This window comes from Paracoccaceae bacterium (genome assembly GCA_019454225.1).
Taxonomy (GTDB): Bacteria; Pseudomonadota; Alphaproteobacteria; order Rhodobacterales; family Rhodobacteraceae.
This window is the reverse complement of sequence record CP075370.1, coordinates 886,549-913,041: the sequence shown is the minus strand read 5'-3', so window position 1 is coordinate 913,041 and position 26,493 is coordinate 886,549. Positions and strand designations below refer to the sequence as shown.

21 protein-coding genes are annotated in these 26,493 nt (G+C 69.6%); 11 read left to right on the top strand and 10 right to left on the bottom strand.

Features of this window, described 5'->3' with window-relative positions:
- Nucleotides 1–46: 46 nt before the first annotated feature.
- The 4 genes from KF887_04360 to KF887_04345 all read left to right on the top strand — a co-directional run bounded on the left by KF887_04360 (nucleotide 47) and on the right by KF887_04345 (nucleotide 4,181).
- The gene (locus tag KF887_04360) at nucleotides 47–2,284 is read left to right on the top strand and encodes a YjbH domain-containing protein (GenBank protein QYK42363.1); all 2,238 of its coding nucleotides are present in this window, start codon (nucleotides 47–49) and stop codon (nucleotides 2,282–2,284) included.
- Nucleotides 2,281–2,955 carry a YjbF family lipoprotein gene (locus KF887_04355; GenBank protein ID QYK42362.1) on the top strand — a complete coding sequence of 225 codons (675 nt, stop codon included), beginning with the start codon at nucleotides 2,281–2,283 and terminating at the stop codon, nucleotides 2,953–2,955. Before KF887_04360 ends, KF887_04355 begins: the two co-directional genes overlap by 4 nt.
- Before the next feature lie 86 nt (nucleotides 2,956–3,041).
- Nucleotides 3,042–3,257 (top strand): hypothetical protein, encoded by a 216-nt coding sequence (locus tag KF887_04350; protein ID QYK42361.1) that lies wholly within the window; start codon nucleotides 3,042–3,044, stop codon nucleotides 3,255–3,257.
- Between the two features lie 102 nt (nucleotides 3,258–3,359).
- Nucleotides 3,360–4,181, top strand: coding sequence for a YihY/virulence factor BrkB family protein (locus KF887_04345; protein ID QYK42360.1), 822 nt, complete (start codon nucleotides 3,360–3,362; stop codon nucleotides 4,179–4,181).
- On the opposite strand, the gene KF887_04340 is transcribed toward KF887_04345, so the two are convergent.
- The 3 genes from KF887_04340 to KF887_04330 all read right to left on the bottom strand — a co-directional run bounded on the left by KF887_04340 (nucleotide 4,175) and on the right by KF887_04330 (nucleotide 11,203).
- Nucleotides 4,175–8,008 carry a translocation/assembly module TamB domain-containing protein gene (locus KF887_04340; protein QYK43432.1) on the bottom strand — a complete coding sequence of 1,278 codons (3,834 nt, stop codon included), beginning with the start codon at nucleotides 8,006–8,008 and terminating at the stop codon, nucleotides 4,175–4,177. The two genes, KF887_04345 and KF887_04340, sit on opposite strands and share 7 nt — an antisense overlap.
- Nucleotides 8,009–8,010: 2 nt before the next feature.
- The gene (locus tag KF887_04335; protein QYK42359.1) at nucleotides 8,011–9,819 is read right to left on the bottom strand and encodes an outer membrane protein assembly factor; all 1,809 of its coding nucleotides are present in this window, start codon (nucleotides 9,817–9,819) and stop codon (nucleotides 8,011–8,013) included.
- A 115-nt stretch (nucleotides 9,820–9,934) separates the two neighbouring features.
- On the bottom strand, nucleotides 9,935–11,203 hold the full coding sequence (locus tag KF887_04330) for an ROK family protein (GenBank protein QYK42358.1): 1,269 nt from the start codon (nucleotides 11,201–11,203) through the stop codon (nucleotides 9,935–9,937).
- A gap of 228 nt (nucleotides 11,204–11,431) precedes the next feature.
- Between KF887_04330 and KF887_04325 the strand changes: the two genes are divergently transcribed.
- The 6 genes from KF887_04325 to KF887_04300 all read left to right on the top strand — a co-directional run bounded on the left by KF887_04325 (nucleotide 11,432) and on the right by KF887_04300 (nucleotide 18,918).
- Entirely contained in the window at nucleotides 11,432–12,454 is a 1,023-nt protein-coding gene (locus tag KF887_04325; protein QYK42357.1) for a substrate-binding domain-containing protein, read from the top strand.
- A 150-nt stretch (nucleotides 12,455–12,604) separates the two neighbouring features.
- Entirely contained in the window at nucleotides 12,605–13,927 is a 1,323-nt protein-coding gene (locus tag KF887_04320; protein ID QYK42356.1) for a sugar ABC transporter permease, read from the top strand.
- Between the two features lie 14 nt (nucleotides 13,928–13,941).
- On the top strand, nucleotides 13,942–14,706 hold the full coding sequence (locus KF887_04315; GenBank protein ID QYK42355.1) for a sugar ABC transporter ATP-binding protein: 765 nt from the start codon (nucleotides 13,942–13,944) through the stop codon (nucleotides 14,704–14,706).
- 1 nt (nucleotide 14,707) lies between these two features.
- Nucleotides 14,708–16,144, top strand: coding sequence for a xylulokinase (gene xylB / locus KF887_04310; protein ID QYK42354.1), 1,437 nt, complete (start codon nucleotides 14,708–14,710; stop codon nucleotides 16,142–16,144).
- Nucleotides 16,141–17,442 (top strand): xylose isomerase, encoded by a 1,302-nt coding sequence (gene xylA, locus KF887_04305; protein QYK42353.1) that lies wholly within the window; start codon nucleotides 16,141–16,143, stop codon nucleotides 17,440–17,442. Before xylB ends, xylA begins: the two co-directional genes overlap by 4 nt.
- A 255-nt stretch (nucleotides 17,443–17,697) precedes the next feature.
- The gene (locus KF887_04300; GenBank protein QYK43431.1) at nucleotides 17,698–18,918 is read left to right on the top strand and encodes a lytic murein transglycosylase; all 1,221 of its coding nucleotides are present in this window, start codon (nucleotides 17,698–17,700) and stop codon (nucleotides 18,916–18,918) included.
- Nucleotides 18,919–18,924: 6 nt separating this feature from the next.
- Here KF887_04300 and KF887_04295 read toward each other — a convergent pair whose 3' ends face one another.
- The 7 genes from KF887_04295 to KF887_04265 all read right to left on the bottom strand — a co-directional run bounded on the left by KF887_04295 (nucleotide 18,925) and on the right by KF887_04265 (nucleotide 25,562).
- Nucleotides 18,925–19,218 carry a 4a-hydroxytetrahydrobiopterin dehydratase gene (locus KF887_04295; GenBank protein ID QYK42352.1) on the bottom strand — a complete coding sequence of 98 codons (294 nt, stop codon included), beginning with the start codon at nucleotides 19,216–19,218 and terminating at the stop codon, nucleotides 18,925–18,927.
- 3 nt (nucleotides 19,219–19,221) lie between these two features.
- The gene (locus KF887_04290; protein QYK42351.1) at nucleotides 19,222–19,833 is read right to left on the bottom strand and encodes a glutathione S-transferase family protein; all 612 of its coding nucleotides are present in this window, start codon (nucleotides 19,831–19,833) and stop codon (nucleotides 19,222–19,224) included.
- Between the two features lie 11 nt (nucleotides 19,834–19,844).
- The gene (locus KF887_04285; protein QYK42350.1) at nucleotides 19,845–21,035 is read right to left on the bottom strand and encodes an N-acetyltransferase; all 1,191 of its coding nucleotides are present in this window, start codon (nucleotides 21,033–21,035) and stop codon (nucleotides 19,845–19,847) included.
- A gap of 58 nt (nucleotides 21,036–21,093) precedes the next feature.
- Nucleotides 21,094–21,867: a phosphodiesterase gene (locus KF887_04280; GenBank protein QYK42349.1), complete on the bottom strand. Its 774-nt coding sequence runs from the start codon at nucleotides 21,865–21,867 to the stop codon at nucleotides 21,094–21,096.
- A complete protein-coding gene (locus KF887_04275; GenBank protein ID QYK42348.1) occupies nucleotides 21,867–22,331 on the bottom strand; it encodes a RidA family protein in 465 nt (154 codons plus the stop codon). Before KF887_04275 ends, KF887_04280 begins: the two co-directional genes overlap by 1 nt.
- Nucleotides 22,332–22,542: 211 nt before the next feature.
- Nucleotides 22,543–23,832 (bottom strand): HlyD family type I secretion periplasmic adaptor subunit, encoded by a 1,290-nt coding sequence (locus KF887_04270; GenBank protein QYK42347.1) that lies wholly within the window; start codon nucleotides 23,830–23,832, stop codon nucleotides 22,543–22,545.
- On the bottom strand, nucleotides 23,829–25,562 hold the full coding sequence (locus tag KF887_04265) for a type I secretion system permease/ATPase (GenBank protein ID QYK43430.1): 1,734 nt from the start codon (nucleotides 25,560–25,562) through the stop codon (nucleotides 23,829–23,831). Before KF887_04265 ends, KF887_04270 begins: the two co-directional genes overlap by 4 nt.
- A 169-nt stretch (nucleotides 25,563–25,731) precedes the next feature.
- Between KF887_04265 and KF887_04260 the strand changes: the two genes are divergently transcribed.
- On the top strand, nucleotides 25,732–26,493 hold the full coding sequence (locus KF887_04260) for a VacJ family lipoprotein (protein ID QYK42346.1): 762 nt from the start codon (nucleotides 25,732–25,734) through the stop codon (nucleotides 26,491–26,493).

Sequence of the window (26,493 nt, the reverse complement as noted above, 5' to 3'; positions counted from 1 at the left end):
GGAAAGCGCCTGAATAAGGTCACCGGGCACGGTTCGGGGGGTTTCGATGCCGGTTCTGCAGTTCATAGGATCACATCGCGCGCGTGCCCTCGCGGCCACCGTCTCGGCGGTGGCGCTCCTGTCGCTGGCGATCCCGTCGGTGGCGCAGGACGGTGGCGATGCTCCGCGCCCGCGAACCAGCCTGAACATGTATGGTGCCACCGGCCTCATCGACATGCCGTCCGGCGAAGCGCAGCCCGATGGCGAGATTTCGATTGCGACGTCGCATTTCGGGCCGATCAGCCGCACCACCCTGTCGTTCCAGATCACGCCGCGCCTGTCGGGCAGCTTCCGCTTCCTGGGGGTGCGCGACTGGAACCGCAACTTCTGCCCGCCCGACTGCGCGGGCGAGAACCAGTTCGATACCTACTACGACCGCAGCTTCGACCTGCGCTATCAGATACTCAAGGAAGGCCGCTACGTTCCGGCCGTTACCATTGGCCTGCAGGACTTCGCGGGCACCGGCGTGCTGGCTGGCGAATACATCGTGGCAACCAAGAACATCACGCCGCGTTTCAAGGCCACCGTCGGCCTCGGATGGGGCCGGCTTGGCAGCCACGGCTCGATCGGGTCTCCCTTTGGCGTTCGCCCGCCCATCGACATCGGCTTTGGCGGCAACTTCAACACCGACACCTGGTTCCGCGGGCCGGCCGCGCCCTTCGGCGGGATCGAATGGCAGGTCGATGACCGCTGGACGCTCAAGGCCGAATACTCCAGCGACGCCTACGCGGAAGAGGCCGGCAAGCGCGGCACCTTCGAACGCAAGAGCCCGCTGAACCTGGGTGTCGAGTATCGGGCGGCGCCTGGCGCCACGATCGGCGCCTACTACATGTACGGCAGCACCGTCGGCATCGCCGCCCAGTTCGCCATCGACCCCAAGACCCGCCCCGGCGGCGGCATCACCGAGGGCGCCCCCGCATCCGTGATACCCCGCCAGAGCGCCGGGGCGCTCGGCTGGAGCACCGCCTGGGTTGCCGATCCCGCCCAGCAGACCGCGCAGGTGGAACGTCTGAAGCGGCTGCTTGCCGATGACGGCATCCAGATCGAGGGGCTGCGGTCCGATGCCGGGCGCAGCGAACTGCGCATCCGGAACACGCGCTATGACGCCGGCGCGCAGGCCGTGGGCCGCGCGGCGCGCGCGATGTCCCGCGCGCTGCCGCCTTCGATCGACGTGTTCGACATCGTGCTGGTCAGCGAAGGCATGGCCACGTCAACCGTGACCCTGCGGCGCTCGGACATCGAGGCGCTGGAATTCGCGCCCGATGGCGCCGCCGCGCTGCGCGCCCGCGCCAGGATCGACGCGGCTGGCGCCCGCCCGGCAGGCATGGTGCGCGATCCCGATCTCTACCCCGCCTTCGCCTGGTCGCTGGCGCCGTATCAGCGGTTCCGCCTGTTCGATCAGCGCGATCCGCTGAAGCTCGACGTCGGCATCCGCGGCACCGTGCGGCTGGATCTGGCGCCCGGCCTGCGGCTTGAAGGATCGGTCACGCAGAAGCTGGCAGGCAATCTGGATGAGCGCCCCCCCCTGCCCGACCGCGGCCGCCTGCAACCCGTGCGGTCGGCCGTCTACTGGTATGATGCCGAGGGCACGACGGCACTCGAGAAACTGGCCCTGCACTGGAACACGAAGCTCGGGCGCGATGTCTACGGCCGGATTTCGGTTGGCTATCTGGAACGGATGTTCGGCGGCGTCTCGGCCGAGGTTCTGTGGAAACCGGCGGGCAGTCGCTTCGCCCTTGGCGCCGAGGTGAACTATGTGGCCCAGCGGTCGCCGGACGGCGGGCTCGGGTTCAACCTGCCCGCGCGGCTTTACGAAACCGACAATGCCAACCCTGGCGGCCCGGATTCCTATCGCGTGGCGACCGGCCACGTCAGCGCCTACTATGAACTTGCGCAGGGTTTCCACGTCCAGCTTGACGTCGGTCGCTACCTGGCGGGCGACACGGGCGCCACGCTGTCAATCCAGAGGGAATTCGCGAACGGCTGGAAGGTCGGCGCATTCGCCACCAAGACCAATGTCAGCGCCGCCGATTTCGGCAGCGGTTCGTTCGACAAGGGCATCCTGATCGAGGTTCCGCTCAACTGGGTGATCGGCCAGCCGTCGCGGCAGACCTCGAAGTCCGTGCTGCGGCCGTTCGGACGTGACGGCGGTGCACGGCTCGAAGTTGACGGTCGGCTTTACGAACAGGTTCGCGGGTATCACGCGCCGGGCCTTGACCGGCAGTGGGGGAGATTCTGGAAATGATCCGCGCTTCCCTTGCCGCCGGACTGCTCGCGCTGTCGGGCCTTGTCCTCGCCGGATGCGGTTCGCAGACGCAGATATCGCCTTCGGCCCGCATCGCGCAGACCGTCGCGACCTCGGTCGCGGGCACGCGTGGCGCAGCGCCAAGGGTCGACCTTTCGCCCTCTCGCCTGACCCGCGCGCAGATCGCCTCGATCACCGTGCCCGCCGATCTGGTCACCCTCGAAAAGGCCGGTGTCTCTGCCGTGGTGGTGCGGACGGGCCTGAATGGCGGCGTGGAAACCTGGTCCTCGCCCGATGACCGGACCATTTCGGTGCGCGACGGCGTGATCGTCGCCACACGCGGGCTTGGCGCCGATCTGATGGCGGCCCGCGTTCCCGGCGTTGCCCAACTGGCGGCCGGCGGATCGTGGGAACGGCTGCACACCACCCTGAACGGTGAGGATCAGGCCGTGATCACGCGCTATTCCTGCACTGCCTCCTCGGCAGGACCGGCGCGCATCGTGGTGGTCGAACGTGCCTACGAAACCCGGCTGGTGCGCGAGTCCTGTGAAGGCGGCGGCACCCGATTCGTGAACGAGTACTGGTTGCAGGGAGGCGCAAAACTGCGCCAGTCACGCCAATGGATCGGGCATACGGTCGGATATGTGGCAATCCGGCGCCTGTCCGACTGACCTGCCCGGCCTGGCGCTCAATGCGGCTTTCCTGAACCCGGGCGCTGTGCTATCCAGCCACCAATGTTTGTTCAAGGAGGCCCGACATGACCCGCTATACCGCTCTCGCCGCCGTGCTCGCGCTTGTCGCCTCGACGACCGCTTCGGTGGCCTGCGATCCCGCGACGACCAATGACTGCGGCGTGACCGTGTCCACCCAGCAGGGTGCTGGCGAACTCAGCACCGGCGTGGTGGTCGCTGGCGGCCTTGCCGTGGCAGCCATCATCGTGCTGACTGACGAAAAGGATGCAGGCAGCCACTGATCGGCACGCCTCTGCATCATCGGGACAGGCCCGCCCCTCCGGCGGGCCTTTTCGTATTGTGCGACACGCCTTGATGGATACGGCTGCAGATGACGCGCTAGGATGAAGCAGTTTCGCGCATTCCTGTCGGCCGCCGGGCGCCTCTACGCCCAAGTCACGCGGCGCGACATCAGCCAGGTTGCCGCGGGCGTCGCGTTCTTTGCCTTTCTTTCGGTGTTTCCGGGGCTGGCCGCGATCATCGCGCTATGGGGCTTCGTATCGGACCCCGCGGTGATCCGCAGCCAGCTCGAACTCGCCCGCGATTTCCTGCCACCCGAGGCATTCACCCTGATGGAAGGCCAGATCTCGGCCCTGCTGGCGGTGAACAACCGCGACCTTGGCTGGGCAACCGCCCTGTCCACGCTGATCGCGCTGTGGTCGGCGCGGGCCGGAGTGGCGGCACTGGTGCAGGGCGTGAACGCGGTGCACGGCCTGCCGCCGCGCGGCGGGCTTTGGGACATCGCGCGCGCGCTTCTGCTGACCGTGATGCTGGTCGGGCTGGTTCTGGCCGCCATGGTCCTGGCCATCGGCACGCCGCTGGCCATCGGGTTCCTGCCGCTCGGGCCCTGGCAGGGCGGCGTGCTGGAAACCGCCAACGTGGCGCTTGGTCTGACCCTGGTGGTCGCTGCAATCGCGATGGTCTACCGGCTTGCCCCCAATCATGGCGCCGCGCCGCCGCTGTTCACCCGGGGCCTGCTCGTCGCCGTCGTCCTCTGGGCCATCGCGTCGCGCGGGCTGGTCGTCTATCTGGCCAACTTCGGCAGCTACAATCAGGTCTACGGTTCGCTGGGCGCGGTCGCGGCGCTGCTCCTGTGGGTCTATCTGTCCGCCTACGCGATCCTGCTGGGGGCAGCGATAGATGCCGCGCGTCGGTCCCCTCAGTAGTCCTTTTCCAGGAACAGGCCGACACCCGCCTCGCCATCCGATCCGATCCGGCCCTTGACCGTCAGCCCCTCGCGCAGGTCGAGGTTCAGGTTGATCCGGCTCTGCCCGCCGTGATGCACCTCGACCTCGGTATAGACGCGCTCGCTGATGTATTTCCCGGCCCGCAGGCTGGTTTCCCCGTCGGCATCGGTGGTCAGGTCCAGGTCGTCCAGGCCAAAGCCCTTGCGCAACCGTCCCACGATGCCGTCCCCGCCACGCCCGGCAAGCGTCGCCACGGCCGAGGCCAGTTGCGCCGCCTGCAAGGCCGAGATGTTCTGCAACCCGCGCCCGAACAGCAGCCGCGCCAGCACTTCCTCCTGCGGCAGTTCGGGAACCGACTCGAAGGTGATCTCCGGCGCGTCTGCCGGACCCTCGATCCGGACAAAGCTGACGATGCCTTCGCTGGAATTCGACGCCAGCACCTCGATGGTCGGAATCAGCCCGCCCTGCAGATCCAGCCGCGCCGAGGACAGCGTCAGCCGCTTGCCGAGGATGTCCAGCCTGCCGCGGATGAGGTTGAGCGCGCCCGACGGCACCACGGCCGCCGTCGTGCCCTGCACCCGCACCTCGCCGCCCAGCTCGGCATCAAGGCCCCGCCCCCTGATGAACACGCGGTTCGGGGCCGAGATCGTCAGGTCAAGCCGCAATGCACCGGACCCCGAAACACCGCCACCCCCGCCGCCGTCACCCAGGTGCCCCGCGCGCGCGCGCGTCGCGCGCACCAGAGGCGGCTCGGCCACATGCCGCAGGTCGGGTATGTCCCCGGTCCCGCCAAGCCCGGTCGACGGCACCCGCAACTCGGTTTCGCGCAGGTTGATGCGGCCCGACAGCAGGCCGCCCGCCGTCACCGGCCCCTGCAGGCTCAGCGCACCGTCCAGCGTGGTCTCGAACAGTTCGGGGTCGCGCAGCCGCAGCGATTGCAGGCCGATCGCCAGATCCGCCGGATAGGGCGCCGAAAGCCCCACGCCACCCGCAACCGTGACCCGCCCCCCGGTGGTCAGCGCCGCAGCCGCGTCCAGCCGCATCCGGCCACCCGACAGCGTGGCGGTGGCCCCCACATCGGTCAGCGCAAAAGGCAGGTCGGGGTCACTGATCCGGCCACCGGTCCAGCGGACCGGCCCCGACAGCGACGCCAGCGCCGGCGGCCCGTTCAGCCCGAGGTCGAAAGACACCGATCCCGACACCGCCCGGCTGCCCAGAAAGGCATTGGCAAGCGCCGCCTGCGCCGAACCCGCCAGCCGCAGGTCCGCACGACCCAGATCCGGCGCCATGCGGCCGCGCGCCGTCGCCGCGATCTGCCCCGGCCCCTGCGCCCGCAGGTCAAGGTCATATCCCGCCGCATCCTCGCGCACCGTGCCGGCGACGGTCAGCGGGCCGGGAAACTCGGGCAGGATCAGGCCAAGGTTCGCCAGCCGCGCCGTCAGATCGATGCGGCGGTCGGCGCCCTCGGCCAGCCCCGTGGCCTCGACCGACAGTTGCGGGTTGGTCAGCCGGGCCTCCTCGACCCGCAGGCGCCGCCCGTCGACCCGCAGCGCCAGCCGCAGCGCCGAATCGCCCCGCAGCAGGCGGTCGGCCTCGGCCTGCCCCGCCGCAAGCCCGCGCCCCGTGCCCGTCAGGTTCAGTGTTCCCGCCTCGGGCGTTCCTGCCGCCCGCAGGTCGGCGCTCAGCGCACCGGCATAGCGCGCCCCAAGCACCCGCAGATCGGCGAGCGACAGTGCGGCCGACAGGTCGGACCCCGCCGGGTCGTAGTGCCCGGTCAGCCGCAGCGCGCCCTGCGCATTCGTCAGGTTCGCCGTCTCGATTCCGATCCGGTCGCCGCGCCGGTCCAGCCGGATGTCCAGCGAGGTCTGGCCGCGCAGCAGGCCGTCGGCCTCGGCCAGCCCGGTCCGCAGGTCACGCGAGCTTCCGCGCAGGGTCAGCGCCGCATCCTCTTCCGTGCCGGTCAGTCGGGCCTCTGCGGCCAGCCCACCGCGCCAGTCGCCCCCCAGAACCCCAAGGTCGGGAAAATCGAACTGCGCGGTCAGGTCACTGCCCGCCGTCGCGATGGTGCCCGTTGCCGTCAGCCGGGCCGGGCCTGCCGTCACCGTCAGGTCGCGCAGGACCGTGCCGGCCGTATCGCGTCGCACCGAAACCTGCACGCGCGACGGGCCGCGCAGCAGGTTGTCCGCCTCGGTCTGACCGATCCGCAGGTCAGTCCCCGCCACATCGGCAACAAGGTCGAAATCGCCGCCCAGCGGGCTGCCCGCGCCATGCACCGTCAGCCGCGCGCCACCCGCCAGCGGGCGCCCCGCCAATGCCGCAAACCGCGACAGGTCGCGCGCCTGCGCCTCGGCCGCACCCTCGATGCGGAACCCGGCCGTCAGGCCGGATACCATGCCCCGCGCGGTCAGCCCGTAATCCGCCGCGCTCAGCCGCAGCTCGCCGATACGCAGCGAATCGTCGCCGCGCTGCCGCGACAGGATCGCGCGCCCTTCCACCCGGTCACCCAGCGCCTGCGCCAGCGCCGGATCGGCCGGGGCCAGACCGGCCGCCGTGAACTGCACCGTCGCGCCGAACACCGGCGGGGCGGCCTGCCCCGCGCGCCGCGCGATCCGGCCCGACGCATTCAGCGCCAGTTCCGCGATGGCCATGTCGGCGCGGTCCACCCCCTGCACGGTCGCCCGCGCCGTCCAGCCCTCGCCGCGCGCGGCGTCATAGGTCACCGAAAGGTCGGCCTGGGCCACCCGGGTCCGCTGCTCGGCCGCCAGCGGCAGAAGGACCGGCTCGCCCGAAGGCAGGCCAAGCCGCCCGGCCAGCGCGAACCGCTCCGGCAAACCGTCGGCCGCCACGACCACGCTGCCGTCCAGTGTCAGCGCCCGCGCGGCGACCGTCAGCCGCGACAGGTCCAGCCGCCCAGACGCCTCGCGCGCGCCCTCGGCCACCAGCCTGACCTCGGGGCCGAAGAATTCGGCATAGTCGGGCAGGAACAGCGGCGCCAGATCGCCCCCCAGGTCGGCCGCGAACCGGCGTTGTCCGGGAACCTCCTCGCGCAGGGTGATGCGCCCCGACAGCCGATCCTCGCCCTCGGTGGTCAGCGACACGTTCGCCCCGAACGCCGACAGCGGCCCCGCGCCCTGCACCACAAGCCGCGCGTCCGGCGTTCCCGGCAGGCCCAGCAGGGTCGCTGCGATGCCCCCGGGGCCTTCCGCCGCCTCCAGGTTGATCACCAGCGCACCCGACGCATTCGAATAGCTCGCGTCCAGGTCGACCGTGCCCTCGGGCCCCGAATCCTGCCGCAGGATGCGCAGGCGCGCGCGCCCCTCGCCCCCCGACAGGTTCATCGCGGCTTCCAGCGTCCCCTCGACCCGCTGCCCCAGCACCGCCTCGCCCAGCACGATGCGGTCGGCCGCGATCCGGCCGATATCCACCGCGACCGGCAGGTCCGGCAGGGCAAAGGGCGTGGCCTCGGGCGACGGCACGGCCGCGCCGGGCGCAGGACGCGGCGGGCGGACCAGCTCGACCTCGCGCGCCGAAAGCTCGGAGATCTGGATGTTGCCGGACAGCACGGCCAGGCGGTTCCAGTCCAGCACGATGCCCGTCAGCGACAGCCAGATGCCGTCGTCATCCGCAATGGTCAGGCGGTCGATCTGCGCGCGGCTGGACAGGGCGCCGCGGAACCCTTCCACGATCACCTGCCGCCCCGCGCCGGACAGGTTGTCCTCCAGAAAGCGGGTCAGCGTCCCCCGGTCATCCTGCGCCAGTGCCGCCAGCGGGAACACAAGACACAGGATCAGGCTCAGTATGCGCATCATCAGAATGACTGTCCGATCCCGATATAGACCTGCACGCCCTTGCCCGTGTCGCCGCTGACCGGCGCCGCGACATCCAGCCGGATCGGGCCGATCCCGGTGTCATAGCGCAGGCCGATTCCGGCCCCCGCGTGTTCGCCGCCCAGGTCGTCGAAGAAATCGAAGGCCCCCACATGCCCCCAGTCGTAGAACCCCACGATACCGATGGTGTCGGTCACCCGCACCCGGGCCTCGACCGAGGCCGCAAGGAACGCCTGTCCCCCGATCTTGAAATCGCTGCGCAGGACGCTGACGCCAAGCGACTGGTAGGGATGCCCCCGCACCGTTCCGCCGCCGCCGGAATAGAACAGGAAATCGCGCGGGGTCTGCAGCAGGCTTGGCCCCGTCACCCATCCGGCCTGCAACCGACCGGCAAGGGTCACCCGGTCATTCTCACCCAGGCTGCGATAGGCGCGCGCATCGGCCGTCACGCGCAATCCGGACCCGGCACCGTCGAACCCGCGGAACGGGCGCAGTTCGAACTTGCCGTACAGGCCCCGCCGCGCGTCCAGCGGCTTGTCGCGTCCCTCCCAGGTGCCGGTCAGCGGCAGGGACAGGTTGCGATAGCGATAGCTGCCGGTGATGTCCTCGACGTCCGCCGCGTCATAGCGGATGCCGACCGTCCAGGTCAGGCGACGCGATGCATGGTTGGTCAGCAGCAGCCCCAGGCCCGCCGTGTCCGCCCGGAAATCCTCTTCGTCCAGATGCGCCAGGTCGAAGGTCAGGCTGGCCGTGGTGTCGGCCCGGATATCGGCGGGCCGGTCCAGCGAGACCGCCAGGATATAGTCCACCCCGCTGGTCTGCGCGCCGATCTGCGCAATCTCGCCCGCAATCCGGAAACGCTCGGCCCCGCCGAACAGGTTCCGGTGGGTCCAGGATCCCGACAGCGAAACGCCGTCCAGGCTGGAAAGCTCGGCGCCCAGGCTGTAGCGGCGCGGTTTTTCCTCGACCAGCGTCAGGGTGACGGGCTGAAGGTCGGGCGCCAGGATACGCTCATCCTCGGTCAGCGCGACCGAGCGGAACACCCCCGTCCGGCGCAGCCGCTCGGCCACCCGTTCCAGCGATTCCGGACTGAATTTCTGGCCTTCGCGATACCCGGCAATCGCCATGATGCGCGACAGGCGCATCCGTTCCTGACCGGTCACGGTCAGCGGGCCGAACCGCAGGGCCGGGCCGGGGGCCAGCCGGATGTCGGCCGAAAGGCTGCGGCGGCGATGGTCGGCCACGATATCCTGCGCGGCCACCGTGGCGCGTGCATGACCCTGCGACCGCCAGCCATCCACCCCGGCCTGTGCCGCCTGCCGGATCAATCCGCTTTCGGCGGGCCGGCCCGGCGCAAATCCTTCGGGCAGGGTCGTTTCCGGCGTCAGCGGTGCCACCCGCGCCCGATCAAAGACGAACCCGGGCCCGGGGTCCACCCGCACCGACACCACCGAAATGCGCGCGGGGGCGTCGAGCGGGGCAATGTCGGCGGCCTCCCGCCCGTCGATCCGCACATTGATCACGGCAGAGTAATGCCCCCGCGCATACAGCGCACCCAGCAGGCGCCCGTATTCGGCGCGCGCGGCGGCAAAGATGTCCTGCGCGTCCGTCGTGCCGTCGGCCTGGGCCGCGTTCAGGGCCGATGCGGCCCGCAGCGCACCGGTCAGTGCCCTGTCACCACCCGCCACCTCGAAATCGACCCGGTCAAGCGCCATCGCCCAGGACGACCAGAACGTCAGGACGGCCGCCACAGCCGCCCGACGCCCCCCGATCCTGCCGCGTTCCGCCATGCGCCCGCCCGTCCCTTGTCCTGCCCGCAGACTATGGCAGCCCCCCCCGGCAGGGGCAATCCGACCACCGCCGCAACGGCCGGTGATCGGCGGAAAAGCCGTGGACAAGTTCACGTTACTGCGCCGCCACCTCGCGCGGCACCGACAGCAGCCGCTCGGTGACTTCCGACAGCGCCAGCGCCGCCGCCCCGTGCGCCCACAGAAGGTCGCCCCAGGCATGGATCTCGATGGGCGGGCGCGGACGGCCGGTGTTGATCGCAAGGTTCTCCATCTCGGCCAGCGTGTCGGCGGCGTAAAGATAGTCGAACCGCATCCGCTCGCCCGACAGGATGATCAGCGCCGGATCGAACAGGTTGACGACATTCGACAATCCGACCGCCAAGTACCGCCCCGCCCGGCGAAAGATCGACCGCGCCGCACCATTGCCCGCCTTCGCATGATCGTAGAGGCTTTCCAGCAGCACCCCGATCGGCATCTCGCGCGTCAGGTTCAGCGCCGTCGTCGCCTCGCGCGCCAGGGCATAGTCGGCCACATAGGCCTCCAGACACCCCCGCTGCCCGCACCGGCACAGCGCGCCATCCAGCTGCACCTTGGTGTGGCCCAGTTCCATGCCCAGCCCGCGCGCCCCGCGGTACAGCCGGTGGTTCACCACCAGGCCCATGCCCAGCCCGTGCTCGATCGTCACCACCGCGAAATCCGACAGCCCGCGCCCCGATCCGAACCACAGTTCCGCCAGTGCCACCAGGTTCGCATCGTTGTCGATCACCACCGGCATGCCCAGCCGCGCCTGAACCGCCGCCGCCAGCGGAACGCCCCGGTCGGTCAGCGTCGACGACCACAGCACCACACCCGCGGCGCAATCCACGAACCCCGGAACGCCGATCCCCACCGACGACAGGTCGGTCCGCGAAATCCCCGCCTTGGCGCAGACGCGCATCAGCAGCGTGTCGATCGCCTCCAGCATCTCGGACATCTGCATCGGCCCGGGGCGCCGGGGGATCACATCGTCTGCGATCAGGCGGCCCGCGAAATCCACCACCACGGCGGTATGTTCGCGGTCGCTCAGCTTCATGCCCGCAACGCGGTGCGCGCCCGCCCGCACGCCCAGCGCCTGCGCCGGACGGCCCCGGCCCTGCCCGTCCTCGCGGGGCACGGTGACCTCCTCGATCAGCCCGGCCTCGATCAGTTCGGATGTGGCGGTGGTCACCGACGCCGGGCTGACGGCCAGGTCGCGCGCCAGTTGCACCCGGGCCGCCGCGCCGGCCGCGCGCACCCTCTCGAACACCTGCTGGCGCAACGGGCGCAGCGAATCGGACAGCGGCGGAATGACTGGACCGCAGCCCAGACCTGCATCCGTCACGCGGGTCTCGGGGAACTGCGGCATGTTTTCTTTGGCCTCCGAAGTAAAAAACACCGCTTGCAGGCAGGTTCATGTCAGTTCCGGTGTTTTTTGCTGCATGGCAGCATGAGACCGGCTGCAAGTTCCACCATGCAAGTCATCCACGGTTTGTTTTTGTTTGACAACTGAATTTATTCCCGCCAACGTCTTTGCGTGCCGGTGGAAACCGGACCGGCCCCGTGACGCAGGGGGCCGCCATCAGGGAGGATACACATGCGCAAGACCATTCTGGCCGCCGTGGCGGCGGTCGTCGGCTTTTCGTCGGCGGCACTCGCCCAGGGCCTGACCGTCGGCGTGAGCTGGTCGAACTTCCAGGAAGAGCGCTGGAAGACGGACGAAGCCGCGATCAAGGCCGCTCTGGAAGCGGCAGGCAACACCTACATCTCCGCCGACGCGCAGGCCTCTGCCGCCAAGCAGCTGACCGATGTCGAGGCGCTGATCGCCCAGGGCGCGGATGCCCTGATCATCCTCGCCATGGACAAGGACGCGATCGGCCCGGCCGTCGACAAGGCCGCGGCCGAGGGCATCCCGGTCGTCGGCTATGACCGCCTGATCGAGGACAGCCGCGCCTTCTACCTGACCTTCGACAACAAGGGCGTCGGCCGGATCATCGCCGAAACCGTCATGGCCGCCGTGCCGGAAGGCAACTACGCCATCATCAAGGGCGACCCCGGCGACCCGAACGCAGGCTTCCTGCGCGAAGGCATGGAAGAGGTGATCGGCGCCTCGGTCGCCGCCGGCAAGATCAAGATCGTGGGCGAAAGCTTCACGCAGGGCTGGGCACCCGACAACGCGCAGTCGAACATGGAACAGATCCTGTCGGCCGCGAACAACGACGTGGACGCCGTGCTGGCGCAGAACGACGGCATGGCCGGCGGCGTCATCGCGGCGCTGGCCGCGCAGGGCCTGAACGTGCCGGTCGGTGGCCAGGACGGCGACCTCGCCGCGCTGAACCGTGTCGCGCGCGGCAACCAGACCGTGTCGGTGTGGAAGGACTCGCGCCAGCTGGGCAAGGCGGCTGCGGAAATCGCGGCGGCGCTGGCCGGCGGCACGGCGCTGGACGCGATCCCCGGTGCGGTGAAGTGGTCGGGCGGCGAGAAGGGCGTTGAAATGAACGCCATCTTCCTCGCCCCCACCCCGATCACCAAGGACAACCTGAACCTCGCCATCGACGCGGGCCACATCTCGAAGGCGCAGGCCTGCGAGGGTGCCATGGCGGGCGTCGCAGGCTGCTGACGGCCTGATCCCCTTCCGGCGCCGGGCCCTGGCCCGGCGCCGGTTCCGCCTGCGTTGGCAGCAAGGCTGCCCCGGTCACCCGGAACCGGCAGGGTCGGCGGCGATGCCGCGGCCCCTCTTGTCGCATCCTCCTTTCACATGGACGCGCCCATGACCCAACCCACCACCACGACCGCGGCTTCCGCACCCGACGGCGGCCCCGTCGCGCGCTTCCTGCGCTCGACCGAACTCGACACGCGCCTTCTGGGCATGGTCGGGGCCCTGCTTGCGATCTGGGTCGGCTTCCACCTGGTCGGCTATCTCAACAACGGCTTCGGCGCCTTCCTGACGCCGCGCAACCTGTGGAACCTGTCGGTGCAGACCTCCAGCATCGGCATCATGGCCTGCGGCATGGTGCTGGTGATCGTGACGCGGCACATCGACCTTTCCGTGGGCTCGATGCTCGGGTTCATCGCGATGGTCATGGGCCTTGTCCAGGTCGAGGTGCTGCCGCTCTATGTCGGGCTCGGGCATCCGTCGATCTGGGTCCTGACGGTCATCCTGGGGCTGGCGCTCGGCACCGCCATCGGTGCCTTCCATGGCGCGCTGATCGCCTACGGCCGTATCCCCGCCTTCATCGTCACCCTGGGCGGCCTGCTGATCTGGCGTGGCGCGGCGTTCCTGGTGGCGCGCGGGCGCACCATCTCGCCGGTCGATTCCACCTTCGCGCTGATGGGCGGCGGACCCTATGGCTCGGTGGGCGAAATCGGGTCGTGGATCGTCGGCCTCGTCGCCTGTGCGGGCATCGTCTGGCTGCTGGTCAACGGCCGCGCGCAGCGGCGCAAGTTCGAATTCCCGCTGCGCCCGATGTGGGCCGAATACCTGCTGGGCGTGCTGGGCTGCGGCCTCGTGCTGGGCGCGGTCCTGCTGGTGAACGCCTACCCCTGGCCGCGCGGCATCGTGAACCAGTATGTGCAGGCCAACGGCATCACCCTGGCCGAGGGGCAGACGCTGTTCATCAGCCACGGCTTCGCGATCCCGGTGCTGATGCTGATCGCGGTGGGCATCGTGATGACCTTCATCATGACCCGCACCCGCTTCGGCCGCTACGTCTTTGCCATCGGCGGCAACCCCGAGGCGGCCGAACTGGCGGGTATCAACACCCGCTGGATGACGGTGAAGATCTTTGCGCTCATGGGGTTCCTGACCGGCCTGTCGGCGGTTGTCGCCTCGGCCCGCCTGAACTCGGCCACCAACGCGCTCGGCACGCTCGACGAACTCTACGTCATCGCGGCCGCCGTCATCGGGGGCACGTCGCTGGCCGGGGGCATCGGCACGATCTATGGCGCGATCCTCGGCGCCTTCGTCATGCAGTCGCTCCAGACCGGCATGGTCCTGGTGGGCTTCGACGCGGCGCTCCAGAACATCGTCGTCGGCACGGTTCTGGTCCTCGCCGTCTACATCGACACGCTTTATCGCCGCAAAGCCAAGTAACGGGGGGCCTCGCCATGTCCAATCCGAACACCGGAACACCCCTTGTCGAATTGCGCGACATCTCGATCGCCTTCGGCGGGATCAAGGCGGTCGACCATGTGACGATCGACCTCCACCCCGGCGAGGTCGTGGGCCTCCTGGGCCACAACGGCGCCGGGAAATCGACGCTGATCAAGTGCCTGTCGGGCGCCTACCAGAAGGATGCCGGTCAGATCTTCATCAACGGGCGCGAGGTCGACATCCAGAACCCCCGCGATGCCCGGTCGCACAACATCGAGACGATCTACCAGACACTCGCGCTTGCCGACAATCTCGACGCCGCCTCGAACCTGTTCCTCGGGCGCGAGCTGGTCACGCCCCTGGGCTTTGTCGACGACGCCCGGATGGAATCGGAAACCCGCAAGATCATGGGTCGGCTCAACCCCAACTTCCGCAAGTTCAACGTGCCGGTCAGTGCCCTGTCGGGGGGGCAGCGCCAGTCGGTCGCCATCGCCCGCGCGGTCTATTTCGACGCCCGGATCCTGATCATGGACGAACCCACCGCCGCCCTCGGCCCGCAAGAGACGCAGATGGTGTCGGAACTGATCCAGGAACTGAAGAGGCAGGGCCTCGGCATCTTCCTGATCGAACACGATATCCACGCGGTGATGGAGCTTTGCGACCGCGCCGTGGTGATGAAGAACGGCCAGCGCGTTGGTACCGTCAACGTCAAGGACGTGACCGATGACGACATCCTCGGGATGATCATCCTCGGCAAGCGCCCGCCGCAGGCCTACTGAGATGTACATCGGTCTCGACCTTGGAACCTCCGGCCTCAAGGGCTGCCTGATCAATGACGACCAGGCCGTCGTCGCCGAGGCGACGGCCCCCCTTTCGCTGTCGCGTCCCCATGCCGGCTGGTCCGAACAGAACCCGGCCGACTGGATCGCCGCCGCCGAGACGGTGCTCGATGCCCTGTCGGGGCAGGGCCTGTCCCGCGTGCGCGGCATCGGCCTGTCCGGCCAGATGCACGGCGCCACCCTGCTCGATGCCTCGGACGAGGTGTTGCGCCCCTGCATCCTGTGGAACGACACCCGCGCCGCCGACGAGGCGCATGAACTCGACGGCGACCCGATGTTCCGCCGCGTCTCGGGCAACATCGTCTTTCCCGGCTTCACCGCGCCCAAGGTCCTGTGGGTCGAACGCCACGAACCGCGCCTGCGCGAAAGGCTGGCGCGGGTGCTGCTGCCCAAGGACTACCTGCGCCTCTGGCTGACCGGCGAACATGTCGCCGAGATGTCGGACGCGGCCGGAACCAGCTGGCTCGACACCGGCGCGCGCGACTGGTCCGATGACCTGCTGTCGCTGACCGGCCTCTCGCGCGATCACATGCCGCGCCTGGTCGAGGGGTCGGACGTATCCGGCACCCTGCGCCCCGCGCTCGCGGCCCGCTGGGGCCTGGCGCCGGGCGTCGTGGTTGCGGGCGGCGGCGGCGACAACGCCGCATCCGCCGTCGGCACCGGCGTGGTGCGCGCGGGCGAGGCCTTCGTCTCGCTCGGCACCTCCGGCGTGCTGTTCGCCGCGAATGACGGCTACCAGCCCGCCCCGGAAACCGCCGTCCATACCTTCTGCCATGCCTTGCCGGGCACCTGGCACCAGATGGGCGTGATCCTGGCCGCGACCGATGCGCTCAACTGGTATGCGGGGCTCGTCGGGCAGGATGCGGCGGCGCTGACCGCCGATCTCGGGCCGGTCCGTGCACCCGGGCGCACCCTGTTCCTGCCCTATCTGGGTGGCGAACGGACGCCGCTGAACGATGCCGCCGTCCGTGGCGCCTTCCTCGGCCTCGAACATGCCACCGACCGCGCGGCCGGCACCCGCGCGGTGCTGGAAGGCGTTGCCTTCGCGCTGCGCGACTGCCGCGATGCCCTGGCCGCCACCGGAACCCGGATCGACCGGCTGATCGCGGTCGGCGGCGGGTCGCGGTCCGACTACTGGCTGTCGGTCATCGCCACGGTGCTGGGCCAGCCCGTCCAGGTGCCCGCCGCGGGCGATTTCGGGGCGGCCTTCGGCGCTGCCCGCCTGGCGCTGATGGCCGCGACCGGGGCGGGCGCCCGCGTCGCCACGCCCCCGCCCATCGCCCGCACGATCGACCCCGAACCGGCCCTGACCACGGCCTTCGATACCGCCCACGCGCGCCACCGCGCCGCCCGAGACCTTATCAGGACACTGACATGACCGATTTCTTCAAGGGCATCGCGCCCATCCGCTACGAAGGCCCCGACAGCGACAACGAATTCGCCTTCCGCCACTACAACCCCGACGAACAGGTCCTGGGCAAGCGGATGGAGGATCACCTGCGCTTCGCCGTGGCCTACTGGCACAGCTTTGCCTGGCCGGGCGGCGATCCCTTCGGCGGCCAGACCCTTGATCGCCCCTGGTTCGGCGACACGATGGATCTCGCCCGGATGAAGGCCGATGTCGCCTTCGAGATGTTCGATATCCTCGGCACGCCCTTCTGGTGCTTCCACGACGCCGATGTGCGGCCCGAAGGCGCCACCTTCGCCGAAAGCCTGTCGCGGCTGGAGGCCATCGTCGATTACTTCGCGGAAAAGCAGGCCACCCACAAGGCGCGGCTGCTCTGGGGCACCGCCAACCTGTTCAGCCATCGCCGCTGGATGTCCGGCGCCGCCACCAACCCCGATCCCGAGGTCTATGCCTATGCGGCGGCCACGGTGAAATCCTGCCTTGATGCCACGCTGAAACTGGGCGGGCAGAACTATGTCCTCTGGGGCGGGCGCGAAGGCTATGAGACGCTGCTGAACACCGACCTGCGGCGCGAACGCCAGCAGGCCGGGCGATTCCTGACCCAGGTCGTCGAATATGCCGACAAGATCGGGTTCAAGGGCACCATCCTGATCGAGCCCAAGCCGCAGGAACCCTCGAAGCACCAGTATGACTACGACGTGGCGACGGTTTACGGCTTCCTCAAGGAATTCGGGCTGGAAGGCCGGGTCAAGACCAACATCGAACAGGGCCACGCCATCCTTGCCGGCCATTCCTTCGAGCACGAGATCGCGCTGGCCGCGTCGCTGGGCATCTTCGGCTCGATCGACATGAACCGGAACGACTACCAGTCGGGCTGGGATACCGACCAGTTCCCGAACAACCACGCCGAAAAGGCGCTGGCCTTCTACGAAATCCTGCGGGCTGGCGGCTACACCACCGGCGGCACCAACTTCGACGCCAAGATCCGCCGCCAGAGCCTCGACCCCGAAGACCTCATACTCGCCCATGTCGGCGGCATGGATACCTGCGCCCGCGCGCTGAAATCCGCCGCCGCGATGCTGCAGGACGGGCGGCTGGAGGCGGCCCGCGCCGAACGCTACGCGGGCTGGGACGGCGCACGGGGCAAGTCGCTTCTGGCGGGCGGCCTCGACGACGCTGCGGCAACGGTGCTGGCCGAGGGCATCAACCCCGAACCCCGCTCGGGTCGGCAGGAACGCCTCGAAAACCTCGTGAACCGCTTCGTCTAGGAACCGGGCGCCGCGGGCGGGGCTTGCCCCCGCCCGCGTGCCGATCCCCGGCCATCCCCGGCGGCGGCCGGCGCCCGGCACGGCACCGAAAGCGGCCTAAATCTTGCCAAATCCTTAACGCGCCAGATCAACCCCTTGAAATTGCTTGATCCAGAAAGCGTCCCATCGTGGGACGCCCCCGCCGCCATCGCTGTTCCAACCCGGACCGTCCCGCGCTAGACTGCCCGAAAGGGCAGAACAAGAACGGGCAGGATGATGCGGGCACCCCTGATGGCGTTCCTCATGGCGGCAACCCCGCTGGCCGCCGAGGTGCCGGTCTCGCGCGCGGCGGAGGCGGCGATGGAACAGCTGGGCGACACCGCAGGGCTGGCCCGCTGGGTGGCGGACTTCCGCCCCCGCGCCCTCGCGGCGGGGATCGCGCCGGACACCATCGACCGCGCGATGTCGGACCTTGCCTACAACCCCGACGTGATCCGCCGCGACCGTCGGCAGAACGAGTTCACCAAGACGATCTGGGACTACCTCGACACCGCCGTGTCGGAGGACCGCGTGACCCGCGGCCGCGCCGCGCTGGCCCGGCACGCCGACCTTCTGGCCCGGATCGAGGCGGAATACGGCGTCGAGAAAGAGGTGGTCGTCGCGCTCTGGGGGCTCGAGTCCGCCTACGGCGGGTTCCGGGGCGACGTGCCCACCATCGCGGCGCTCGCCACGCTGGCCTATGACGGCCGCCGCGCCGCATTCTTCGAACGCGAGCTGATCGCCGCGCTGCGCATCCTCCAGGAAGGGCACGTCACCCCGGACCGCATGACCGGAAGCTGGGCGGGCGCCATGGGTCACACCCAGTTCATGCCGACCTCCTTCCTCGCCCTGGCGGTGGATTTCACCGGCAACGGCCGGCGCGACGTCTGGGGCGACGATCCGGCCGACGCGCTTGCATCGGCCGCCGCCTACCTGCGCCACCACGGCTGGCGGCAAGGCATGCCCTGGGGTGTCGAGGTGCGGCTGCCCAAGGGGTTCGACTATGCCGGGACGGGCGAACAGGTGGTGCGGCCGGTGGCTGACTGGCAGGCGGCAGGCGTGCGGCTGTGGGGCGGGGGCGACCTGCCCGATCACGGGCCGGGTGCGGTGCTGCTGCCGGCGGGGCACCGGGGCGCGGCCTTCCTGATCTGGCCGAACTTCCAGGTGATCGAACGCTACAACCCGGCAGATGCCTATGTGATCGCCATCGGGCATCTGTCCGACCGGCTGCGCGGCGGCCCGCCGGTCGGCGCGGACTGGCCGCGCGACGACCGCGCGCTGACCCTGCCGGAACGGATCACCCTGCAGGAACGGCTGACCGCCGCCGGGTTCGATACAAAGGGCATCGACGGGCGCATCGGCCCCAACACGATCGCCGCCGTCCGGGCCTTCCAGGCGGCGCGGGGCATGGTGCCCGACGGCTATGCCAGCCCCGCCCTGCTGGCGGCGCTGCCCTGACGGCGGCTATCCCGCGATCTCGTCCATCTTCGCGGCCAGCGCGAGGTCCAGCACGGTCACCCCGCCCGCGTCATGCGTGGTCAGCGTGACGGTGACGGTGCGGTAGACGTTGGTCCACTCCGGATGGTGGTCCATCTTCTCGGCCACCAGCGCCACACGGACCATGAACCCGAAGGCGGCGTTGAAATCGGCGAAGCGATAGGTCCGGGTGATTGCATCGCGCCCCGCCACCTCGGTCCAGCCTGCGGCGAAAAGCGGGGCCAGCGCGGCGCGGTCGGCAAGCCGTTCGGGTCTGGGCATCGCTCAATCCTTCCTCGGCATCAGCGCGTCGTCGATCTCGCGCGCCCGGGTTGCGGCGGGGCGGTCCTTGATCCGGTCCCAGTAGGCGCGGAAGGCCGGGTCGCCGGGCAGCGTGCCGAACTGCACGCCCCAGCCGATCTGGCTGCCAAGATAGACGTCAAGCGCCGAGAACCGGTCTCCGGCCAGGTAGGGGCCCGCAGCGACCAGCCCGCGCAGCGCGCCCACGACATCGTCGAAGGCCCCGAACCCCACCATGCCGCGCCGTTCCGCCGGCGCCTCGAACCCGAGGGCGCGCATCGTCACCGCCTGTTCCAGCGGACCGGCGCCAAAGAACATCCAGCGCAGGAAATGCCCCCGGTCCTCTGGCAGAAGCCCGGCATCGGGGAAGGTGAAGGCAAGATAGGCGATCACCGCGCCGCATTCCGTGACGGTGGTCTCGCCATGGCGCAGCGCGGGCACCTTGCCCATCGGGTTCACCGCCAGATAGTCCGGCGCCTTCATGGTGGTGCCATAGTCCAGCACCACGGTTTCATAGGGTTGCCCGATCTCCTCGAGCATCCAGCGGGCCATCCGGCCGCGCGACATCGGGTTGGTATAGAAGGTCAGTCCGGCCATAGCGCTCTCCTTCATTCGCATTCGGCATTGGCAGGCCCCCGCCGGAAGGGACCATAGGCGGTCAGCACCTCGATCTCTTCACCGACGGCGCGACGCTCATGATCCAGATAGCGGTCAACCGCCTGCCGCAGGCCGGGGTCGGCAATCCAGTGCAGCGAGTGGCACTCGACCGGCAGATAGCCGCGCGCCAGCTTGTGTTCGCCCTGCGCCCCCGCCTCGACCCGGTCCAGACCCCGGGCGATCGCCCAGTCGATCGCCTGATGATAGCACAGTTCGAAATGCAGGAAGGGATGATCCTCGATGCAGCCCCAGTAGCGGCCGAACAGCGTGTCGCGCCCGATGAAGTTGAGCGCGCCGGCCACCGGGCGGCCGCCGCGTTCCGCCAGAACCAGCAGCGTGTCATGCCGCATCGTCGCCTGAACCAGATCGAAGAACCGCCGCGTCAGATAGGGCTGGCCCCATTTGCGGCTGCCGGTGTCCTGGTAGAAGGTCCAGAAGGCATCCCAGTGTTCCGGGCGCAGGTCGTCGCCGGTGCGCAGGCGGATCGTTCCGCCAAAGGCCTGGGCCTGGCTGCGCTCCTTGCGCAGCGCCTTGCGCTTGCGGCTGGCCAGCGTGTCAAGGAAATCGGCGTAGTCGCGGAAACCCCTGTTCTCCCAATGGAACTGCTGCGTGATCCGGTGCAGCAGGCCGTGTTCCGCCCCGGCCGTTGCCTCGGCCTCGGTGCAGAAGGTGGCGTGCAGCGATGACAGGCGGGCCCGCGACGTCACCTCGACCGCCGCCTCCAGCAAGGCGGGCACACCCTGAGCGCCCAGGTCCGGCGCCACAAGAAACCGCCGCCCGGTCGCCGGGGTGAAGGGCACGGCGATCTGAAGCTTGGGGTAATAGCGCCCGCCGGCGCGCTGCCAGGCCTGCGCCCAGGAATGGTCAAAGATGTACTCGCCCTGGCTGTGCCCCTTGGCATACATCGGCGCCACGGCCACCAGCCGCCCCCCCTGCCGCAGCGCCAGGTGCTGCGGGCTCCATCCGGTGCCCGCACCGACCGATCCCGATTTCTCAAGGGCTTGCAGGAAGCGGTGCGTGGTGAACGGATCACGGGGCGGTCCGCCGTCGGCAGTCTCGGGGCAGGCCAGGGCATCCCAATCGGCCGCCGGGATGTCGTCGATCCGTTCGTGCAGGCTCGCCGTCAGGGCGGGGGCGTCCATGGCTGGGTCCGTGGCGCGGGGCGCGCGCAGCGCGAAAGTGGCGCGCGGGCGGCGCCGGTCAAGCGGGGATCGGGGCGGGATAGCCTTCGAAGGTGATGTTCTGTGCGATCCGGCGCGCGATGCCTTCGGCTTCGGCGCCGCGGATCGTCCAGCACAGGATTGCGGCGCCCTGCGCCTTGAGCGCGGCAACCCGGGGACGGGACAGGTCGGCCCATTCGTGGCTGATGAAGCTGGCCCCCGTGGCGTCGTAGTCGGGGATCTCGCGCAGGCGGGCGCAGGTGTCGGCGGGCAGCGGCGACCAGGCATCGGGATCGAAGGCCGAGGTGGTCAGCCCCCGGGCGATGCCGGGGGCCAGATCCCGCATGCGGAGAATGCTGTGCGGATTGAAGGACATGACCGCGACCGGCCCGGAATAGTCCGCCAGCGCACGGGCGGTGGCGGCTTCAAGCCGACCATCGGTCGCGGACATTGCGCCCGACTGGTCCTTGATCTCGATCAGCAGCGGCACCCGGCCTGCCACCATGTCCAGGACCTCTGGCAGGGTCGGGATGGAATCCTGACCATCTTTCAACGGGATGGCGGCAAGCTCGGCAGCGCTGCGGGCGGCAACGGGCCCGGTCTCGGACGTCAGGCGGTCAAGATCGTCGTCATGGAACACCATCGCCTGACCGTCGGACGAAAGCTGCAGGTCGATCTCGATCGCATAGCCCGCCGCGACCGCCGCGGCGATGGCGGCGGCCGAGTTCTCGATGCGGCCGGCGGCGCGGTCGTGGAGGGCGCGGTGGGCGACGGGGAGGCGCAGGAAGGCGGGGGGGAGCGCGGGGCCGGTCATCATTCGATCTCGAAGATGCCCTCGATCTCGACGGCGACGCCGAAGGGGAGCGAGGCGGCCGAGACGGCGGACCGGGCATGCCGCCCGGCATCGCCCAGCACGGCGACCAGGAAATCCGACGCGCCGTTGATGACCTTGGGCTGGTCGGTGAAATCGGCGGTGGAGTTCACGAACCCCACCAGCTTGACCGCCCGACGCAGCCGGTTCCAATCGCCCCCGCAGGCCTTTTTCACCTGTGAAAGCAATGAGATGGCGCAGGCGCGGGCCGCTGCGGCGCCCTCGTCCACCGCAAGGTCGGCACCCAGCCTGCCCTTGATGAACCCGTCTGCATTCTGGGAAATCTGCCCCGACACATGCACCAGCCCGCCGGCGGCGATGACGAAGGGCACGTAGTTCGCGGCGGGCGCGGGGGCGTCGGGCAGGGTCACGCCGAGTTCGGCGAGGCGGGCGTCGATGGGATGCATGGGGGCCTCCGGCTGCGGATCGGGGGCAGGCTAGCGGCGGGCGGCGGGCGGCGCAAGCGGCGGCGGGGCCGTCCCGCATCCGTCGGTTTCGCGTATGGCGTGCGTATGGCATCCGTCCCGACAGGGCGCGCGCTGCGGTCAGGGTCTGTCAAGGGCATGAGCCGGGTCCGCCCCGCCCCCCTGTCCGAGCGGGGGAAACGTGGCTGCCCGGTCAGCTTTCGCGGAAGGCGCGGGTGAAGTAGTCGGTGAAGGGTTTCACCAGATAGGCCAGCGGCGTGCGCGCCTCGGTGCGGATGAACGCCTCGACCGGCATGCCGGGAATCAGTGTCAGGCCGGTCAGCTTTTCCAGTTCGCCCGGGTCGGGCAGGATCTCGGCCCGATAATAGGTCAGCCCCGTGCGTTCGTCGGTGAAGGCATCGGCCGAGACCACCACTACCTGCCCCTTGAGTTCCGGCGTCGTCCGGGTGGAGAAGGCCGAGAACACCAGCACGGCAGGCTGGCCCGGGCGCACCTGATCGATGTGGATCGGCGGGATCTGTGCGGCGATGACCAGCGGCCGATCCTGCGGGATGAGGAACATCACCGGATCGGCGGGACGCAGCACGGCGCGCGGCGTGGTGACGGCAAGGCCCAGCACCACCCCTGCCACCGGCGCCAGGATATCGAGCCGGGCGATGCGTTCGACCAGCGCGCGGCGGCGTTCGGCCAGTTCAAGCTCGCGATAGCCGATGTCGCGCAACTGCGCGTTCGCCTCTTCCCGACGGGCGGCGGCGAGGCGCAGCACCTCAAGCTCGATCTCGGTGATCCGGCCCTCGTTGCCGGCGCGGGTGGCCACCAGTTCGCCCAACTGCCCGCGCAGCCGTGCCTCTTCGCGCTGAAGGGCCAGGAGGCGGGCAGCCTGCGCCAGCCCCTTGTCGAGCAGTTCCTGCACCGAGGCGGTTTCCTGGGCGATCAGTTCCAGCTGGTCGGACAGCGCGTCGATCTGGGCGTCGATGCCGTCGATCTGGGACCGGGTCTGGTCGGCGCGTCGGGCAAGCTGTTCGGTCTGCTGGCGCATGGTGTCGAGCCGCGCCTCGAACAGGCGGCGCTGGCCTTCCAGAAGCTCGGCGGCATCGGCGCGGGTCGCGGCCATGGACACCAGTTCGGCGGGGAAGGTCAGCGTCGCGGCGTCGTCGCGTTCCGCCTCGAGCCTGCCGCGACGCGCGAGGATTTCAAGGAACTGGCTTTCGACGATGGAAAGTTCGGACCGCAGCAGCGTGCCGTCGAGCCGCATCAGCGTGTCGCCCGCCTGCACCGTCTGCCCCTCGGTCACGAGGATCGATTCGACAACGCCGCCATCGGGGTGCTGCACGACCTGCCGGTTCTGTTCGACCTCGATCTGGCCCGAGGCGACGACCGCGCCGGTCAGCGTGGTGCCGACCGACCAGACGCCGAACCCGCCCACCAACGCCAGAAGCGTGACCATGCCCAGAATGATGGGGCCGCGTGCCGAATAGTTCATGCCACACCTCCGGGGCCTGCCTGGCGCACGATTTCCGTGTGGTTCTTGACCATGTCGCGCAGCACCTGGTCACGCGGGCCGAAGGCGGCGCGCTGGCCGTCCTGCATCACCAGCAGGACGTCGCATTCCTGGATCGCGGCCGGGCGGTGCGCCATGATCAGGACCGACCCGCCCCGCGCCTTGAGCGCCCGGATCGCGATGTTCAGCGCCATCGACCCGTCGTTGTCGAGGTTGGAGTTGGGTTCGTCCAGCACCAGCAGCACCGGATCGCCGTAAAGCGCGCGGGCAAGGCCGATGCGCTGGATCTGGCCGCCGGACAACCTGCCGCCCAGGGCCGAGACGCGGGTGTCATAGCCGTCGGGCAGGCGCAGGATCATGTCATGCGCGGCGGCGGCCTGCGCCGCCGCGACCACCTGTGCGGCATCGGGTTGGGCCGCGAGGCGGGCGATGTTCTCGGCGATCGTGCCATCGAACAGCGCGACGCGCTGCGGCAGGTAGCCGATCAGCGCACCCAGGGCATCGGGGGCATACTGGTCAAGCGCGGCGCCATCCAGCCGGATCTTCCCCGAGGCGGGGCGCCAGACGCCGGTGATGGCGCGGGCCAGCGTGGACTTGCCCGACCCCGAAGGCCCGATGACACCCAGCGCCTGCCCGGGATCGACCTTGAACGAGACGCCGCGCAGCACCGCCACCTGTTCGCCCGGCGGCACCACGGACAGCGCGGTGACCTCGAGTGCGGCGCGGGGACGCGGCAGGGCGGTGCGCGGCGCCTCGGGCGGCTGGATCGACAGCAGGATGGACAGCCGGTTCCAGCCCTCCTGCGCGCGCTGCACCACGGCCCACTGTCCGACCGTCTGTTCCACCGGAGCCAGCGCCCGGCCGAGCAGGATCGAGGCCGCGATCATCGCGCCGGGGGTCAGTTCGCCCTGGAGCACGAGCCAGGCGCCGAGCCCCAGGATGGCGGATTGCAGGAACAGCCGGAAGGTGCGGCTGGTGACGGTGAAGGCGCCGCCGCGATCGGCGGCCTCGGTCGAGCGGGTCAGCGCCTCGGACCGCTGGCGGTTCCAGCGCTCGAACCCGGCGGTGCCCATGCCGAGGGCCTGCACCGTCTCGGCCTCGGCGCGCAGCAGGTCGGCGGTGCGTTCGGCCGAGGCCTGCGCGGCGTTGGTGCGGGCGAGCGGCCCGCGCGTCGCCCACTGGTTCGCCAGCGCCAGCACGATCAGGAGGGCGCCGCCGGCCAGCGACATCCAGCCCAGCCAGGGATGGAAGACGAAGATCGCGGCGACGAAGAAGGGCGTCCAGGGAATGTCGAAGAGCGCGGTCAGCACCGGCGAGGCCAGCAGCCGCTGCACGGATTCGAGGTCGCGGGTGGCCGGGGCGGCGATCTGGTCGTTCGGCAGGACCGACAGGCGGCGCACCGACGCCTCGAACACGCGGCGGTCCAGCCGGTCCTGGAAGCGGGCGGCGATGCGGGCCATGACCCGGCCGCGCACATGGTCAAGGAGACCCATGGCGAGGAACAGGAAGCCCACCAGCAGCGACAGCGCGATCAGCGTTTCCTCGCTGCGCGAGCCGAGCACGCGGTCATAGATCTGCAGCATGTAGAGCGGGCCGGTCAGCAGCAGCATGTTCACGAAGACCGAGAACAGCGCGACCGAAATCCACAGCCCGCCGCCCCGGCGCGCGCGCCGCAGTTCGTCCAGCCCCTTGCGTCGATCCAGTCCGTTCACCTGCACGCCCCTGTCCTGCACCGTCACACAACGCGCCGGTGCCACCCTTTATTCGCGACAATCCGCCGGAATCCCTTGCAGGCCCATGATCCGGAACGAGGGCCGTTGCCTCGGGACCCCCGCGCCCTTATGGGTTGCCATTCCGGCATCCGGGCTATCCTATGCCCCGATGGATGAAAACGATAGGCAGATGGACGCGGACGGCAAAGTGTTTTCAACGCGAGTTCTCGCGGTTGTGGCAATGCTGGTTGCGGGGGCCTGTGCGGCGCCGGCCCCGGTCCAGCCGCATTACGACCCCGACGAGGCGAACAACCGCCAGCGGCACGAGTTCAACCGGTCGCTGGACCGGACGCTGCTGAAACCGGCGTCGGGCGCCTATGGCGGCGTCCTGCCCCGGCCGGTGCGGCAGGGCGTTTCGAACTTTGCCTCGAACCTCGACACGCCCAAGGATGTGGTGAACAGCCTGCTGCAGGGCCGGGGCGAGGCGGCGGCCGAGAACACGCTGCGGTTCGTGCTGAACACGACGATCGGCATCGGCGGCCTGTTCGATCCGGCGCGGGCGCTGGGGGTCGAGGGGCGGCGCACCGATTTCGGCGAGACGATGCATGTCTGGGGCTTTCCCGAGGGGGCCTATCACGAACTGCCGTTCTTCGGGCCCTCGACCGACCGCGACACGGTGGGCGCCGTGGTGGACATCGTGATGAACCCGGTCCGGCTGGCGTTGCCCGGACGCGAGGGGGCGGCGGCCACGGTCGCCAGCGTCGCCTCAAGACTTGGTGATCGCTACCAGTATTCGGATACGGTCGATTCAATCCTATATGAAAGCGCCGATAGCTATGCCCAGGCGCGTCTGCTGTATCTGCAGAACCGGCGCTACGAACTGGGCCAGAGCGGCGGCGAGGACGATTTCTTCGACCCCTATGAGGAGTGA

What these genes read in the sequence shown, in the direction of transcription:
- KF887_04360 (QYK42363.1), top strand. Translation starts at nt 47, where the DNA reads ATGCCGGTTCTGCAGTTCATAGGATCACATCGCGCGCGTGCCCTCGCG.
- KF887_04355 (QYK42362.1), top strand. Translation starts at nt 2,281, where the DNA reads ATGATCCGCGCTTCCCTTGCCGCCGGACTGCTCGCGCTGTCGGGCCTT.
- KF887_04350 (QYK42361.1), top strand. Translation starts at nt 3,042, where the DNA reads ATGACCCGCTATACCGCTCTCGCCGCCGTGCTCGCGCTTGTCGCCTCG.
- KF887_04345 (QYK42360.1), top strand. Translation starts at nt 3,360, where the DNA reads ATGAAGCAGTTTCGCGCATTCCTGTCGGCCGCCGGGCGCCTCTACGCC.
- KF887_04340 (QYK43432.1), bottom strand. Translation starts at nt 8,008, where the DNA reads ATGCGCATACTGAGCCTGATCCTGTGTCTTGTGTTCCCGCTGGCGGCA.
- KF887_04335 (QYK42359.1), bottom strand. Translation starts at nt 9,819, where the DNA reads ATGGCGGAACGCGGCAGGATCGGGGGGCGTCGGGCGGCTGTGGCGGCC.
- KF887_04330 (QYK42358.1), bottom strand. Translation starts at nt 11,203, where the DNA reads ATGCCGCAGTTCCCCGAGACCCGCGTGACGGATGCAGGTCTGGGCTGC.
- KF887_04325 (QYK42357.1), top strand. Translation starts at nt 11,432, where the DNA reads ATGCGCAAGACCATTCTGGCCGCCGTGGCGGCGGTCGTCGGCTTTTCG.
- KF887_04320 (QYK42356.1), top strand. Translation starts at nt 12,605, where the DNA reads ATGACCCAACCCACCACCACGACCGCGGCTTCCGCACCCGACGGCGGC.
- KF887_04315 (QYK42355.1), top strand. Translation starts at nt 13,942, where the DNA reads ATGTCCAATCCGAACACCGGAACACCCCTTGTCGAATTGCGCGACATC.
- xylB (QYK42354.1), top strand. Translation starts at nt 14,708, where the DNA reads ATGTACATCGGTCTCGACCTTGGAACCTCCGGCCTCAAGGGCTGCCTG.
- xylA (QYK42353.1), top strand. Translation starts at nt 16,141, where the DNA reads ATGACCGATTTCTTCAAGGGCATCGCGCCCATCCGCTACGAAGGCCCC.
- KF887_04300 (QYK43431.1), top strand. Translation starts at nt 17,698, where the DNA reads ATGCGGGCACCCCTGATGGCGTTCCTCATGGCGGCAACCCCGCTGGCC.
- KF887_04295 (QYK42352.1), bottom strand. Translation starts at nt 19,218, where the DNA reads ATGCCCAGACCCGAACGGCTTGCCGACCGCGCCGCGCTGGCCCCGCTT.
- KF887_04290 (QYK42351.1), bottom strand. Translation starts at nt 19,833, where the DNA reads ATGGCCGGACTGACCTTCTATACCAACCCGATGTCGCGCGGCCGGATG.
- KF887_04285 (QYK42350.1), bottom strand. Translation starts at nt 21,035, where the DNA reads ATGGACGCCCCCGCCCTGACGGCGAGCCTGCACGAACGGATCGACGAC.
- KF887_04280 (QYK42349.1), bottom strand. Translation starts at nt 21,867, where the DNA reads ATGACCGGCCCCGCGCTCCCCCCCGCCTTCCTGCGCCTCCCCGTCGCC.
- KF887_04275 (QYK42348.1), bottom strand. Translation starts at nt 22,331, where the DNA reads ATGCATCCCATCGACGCCCGCCTCGCCGAACTCGGCGTGACCCTGCCC.
- KF887_04270 (QYK42347.1), bottom strand. Translation starts at nt 23,832, where the DNA reads ATGAACTATTCGGCACGCGGCCCCATCATTCTGGGCATGGTCACGCTT.
- KF887_04260 (QYK42346.1), top strand. Translation starts at nt 25,732, where the DNA reads ATGGATGAAAACGATAGGCAGATGGACGCGGACGGCAAAGTGTTTTCA.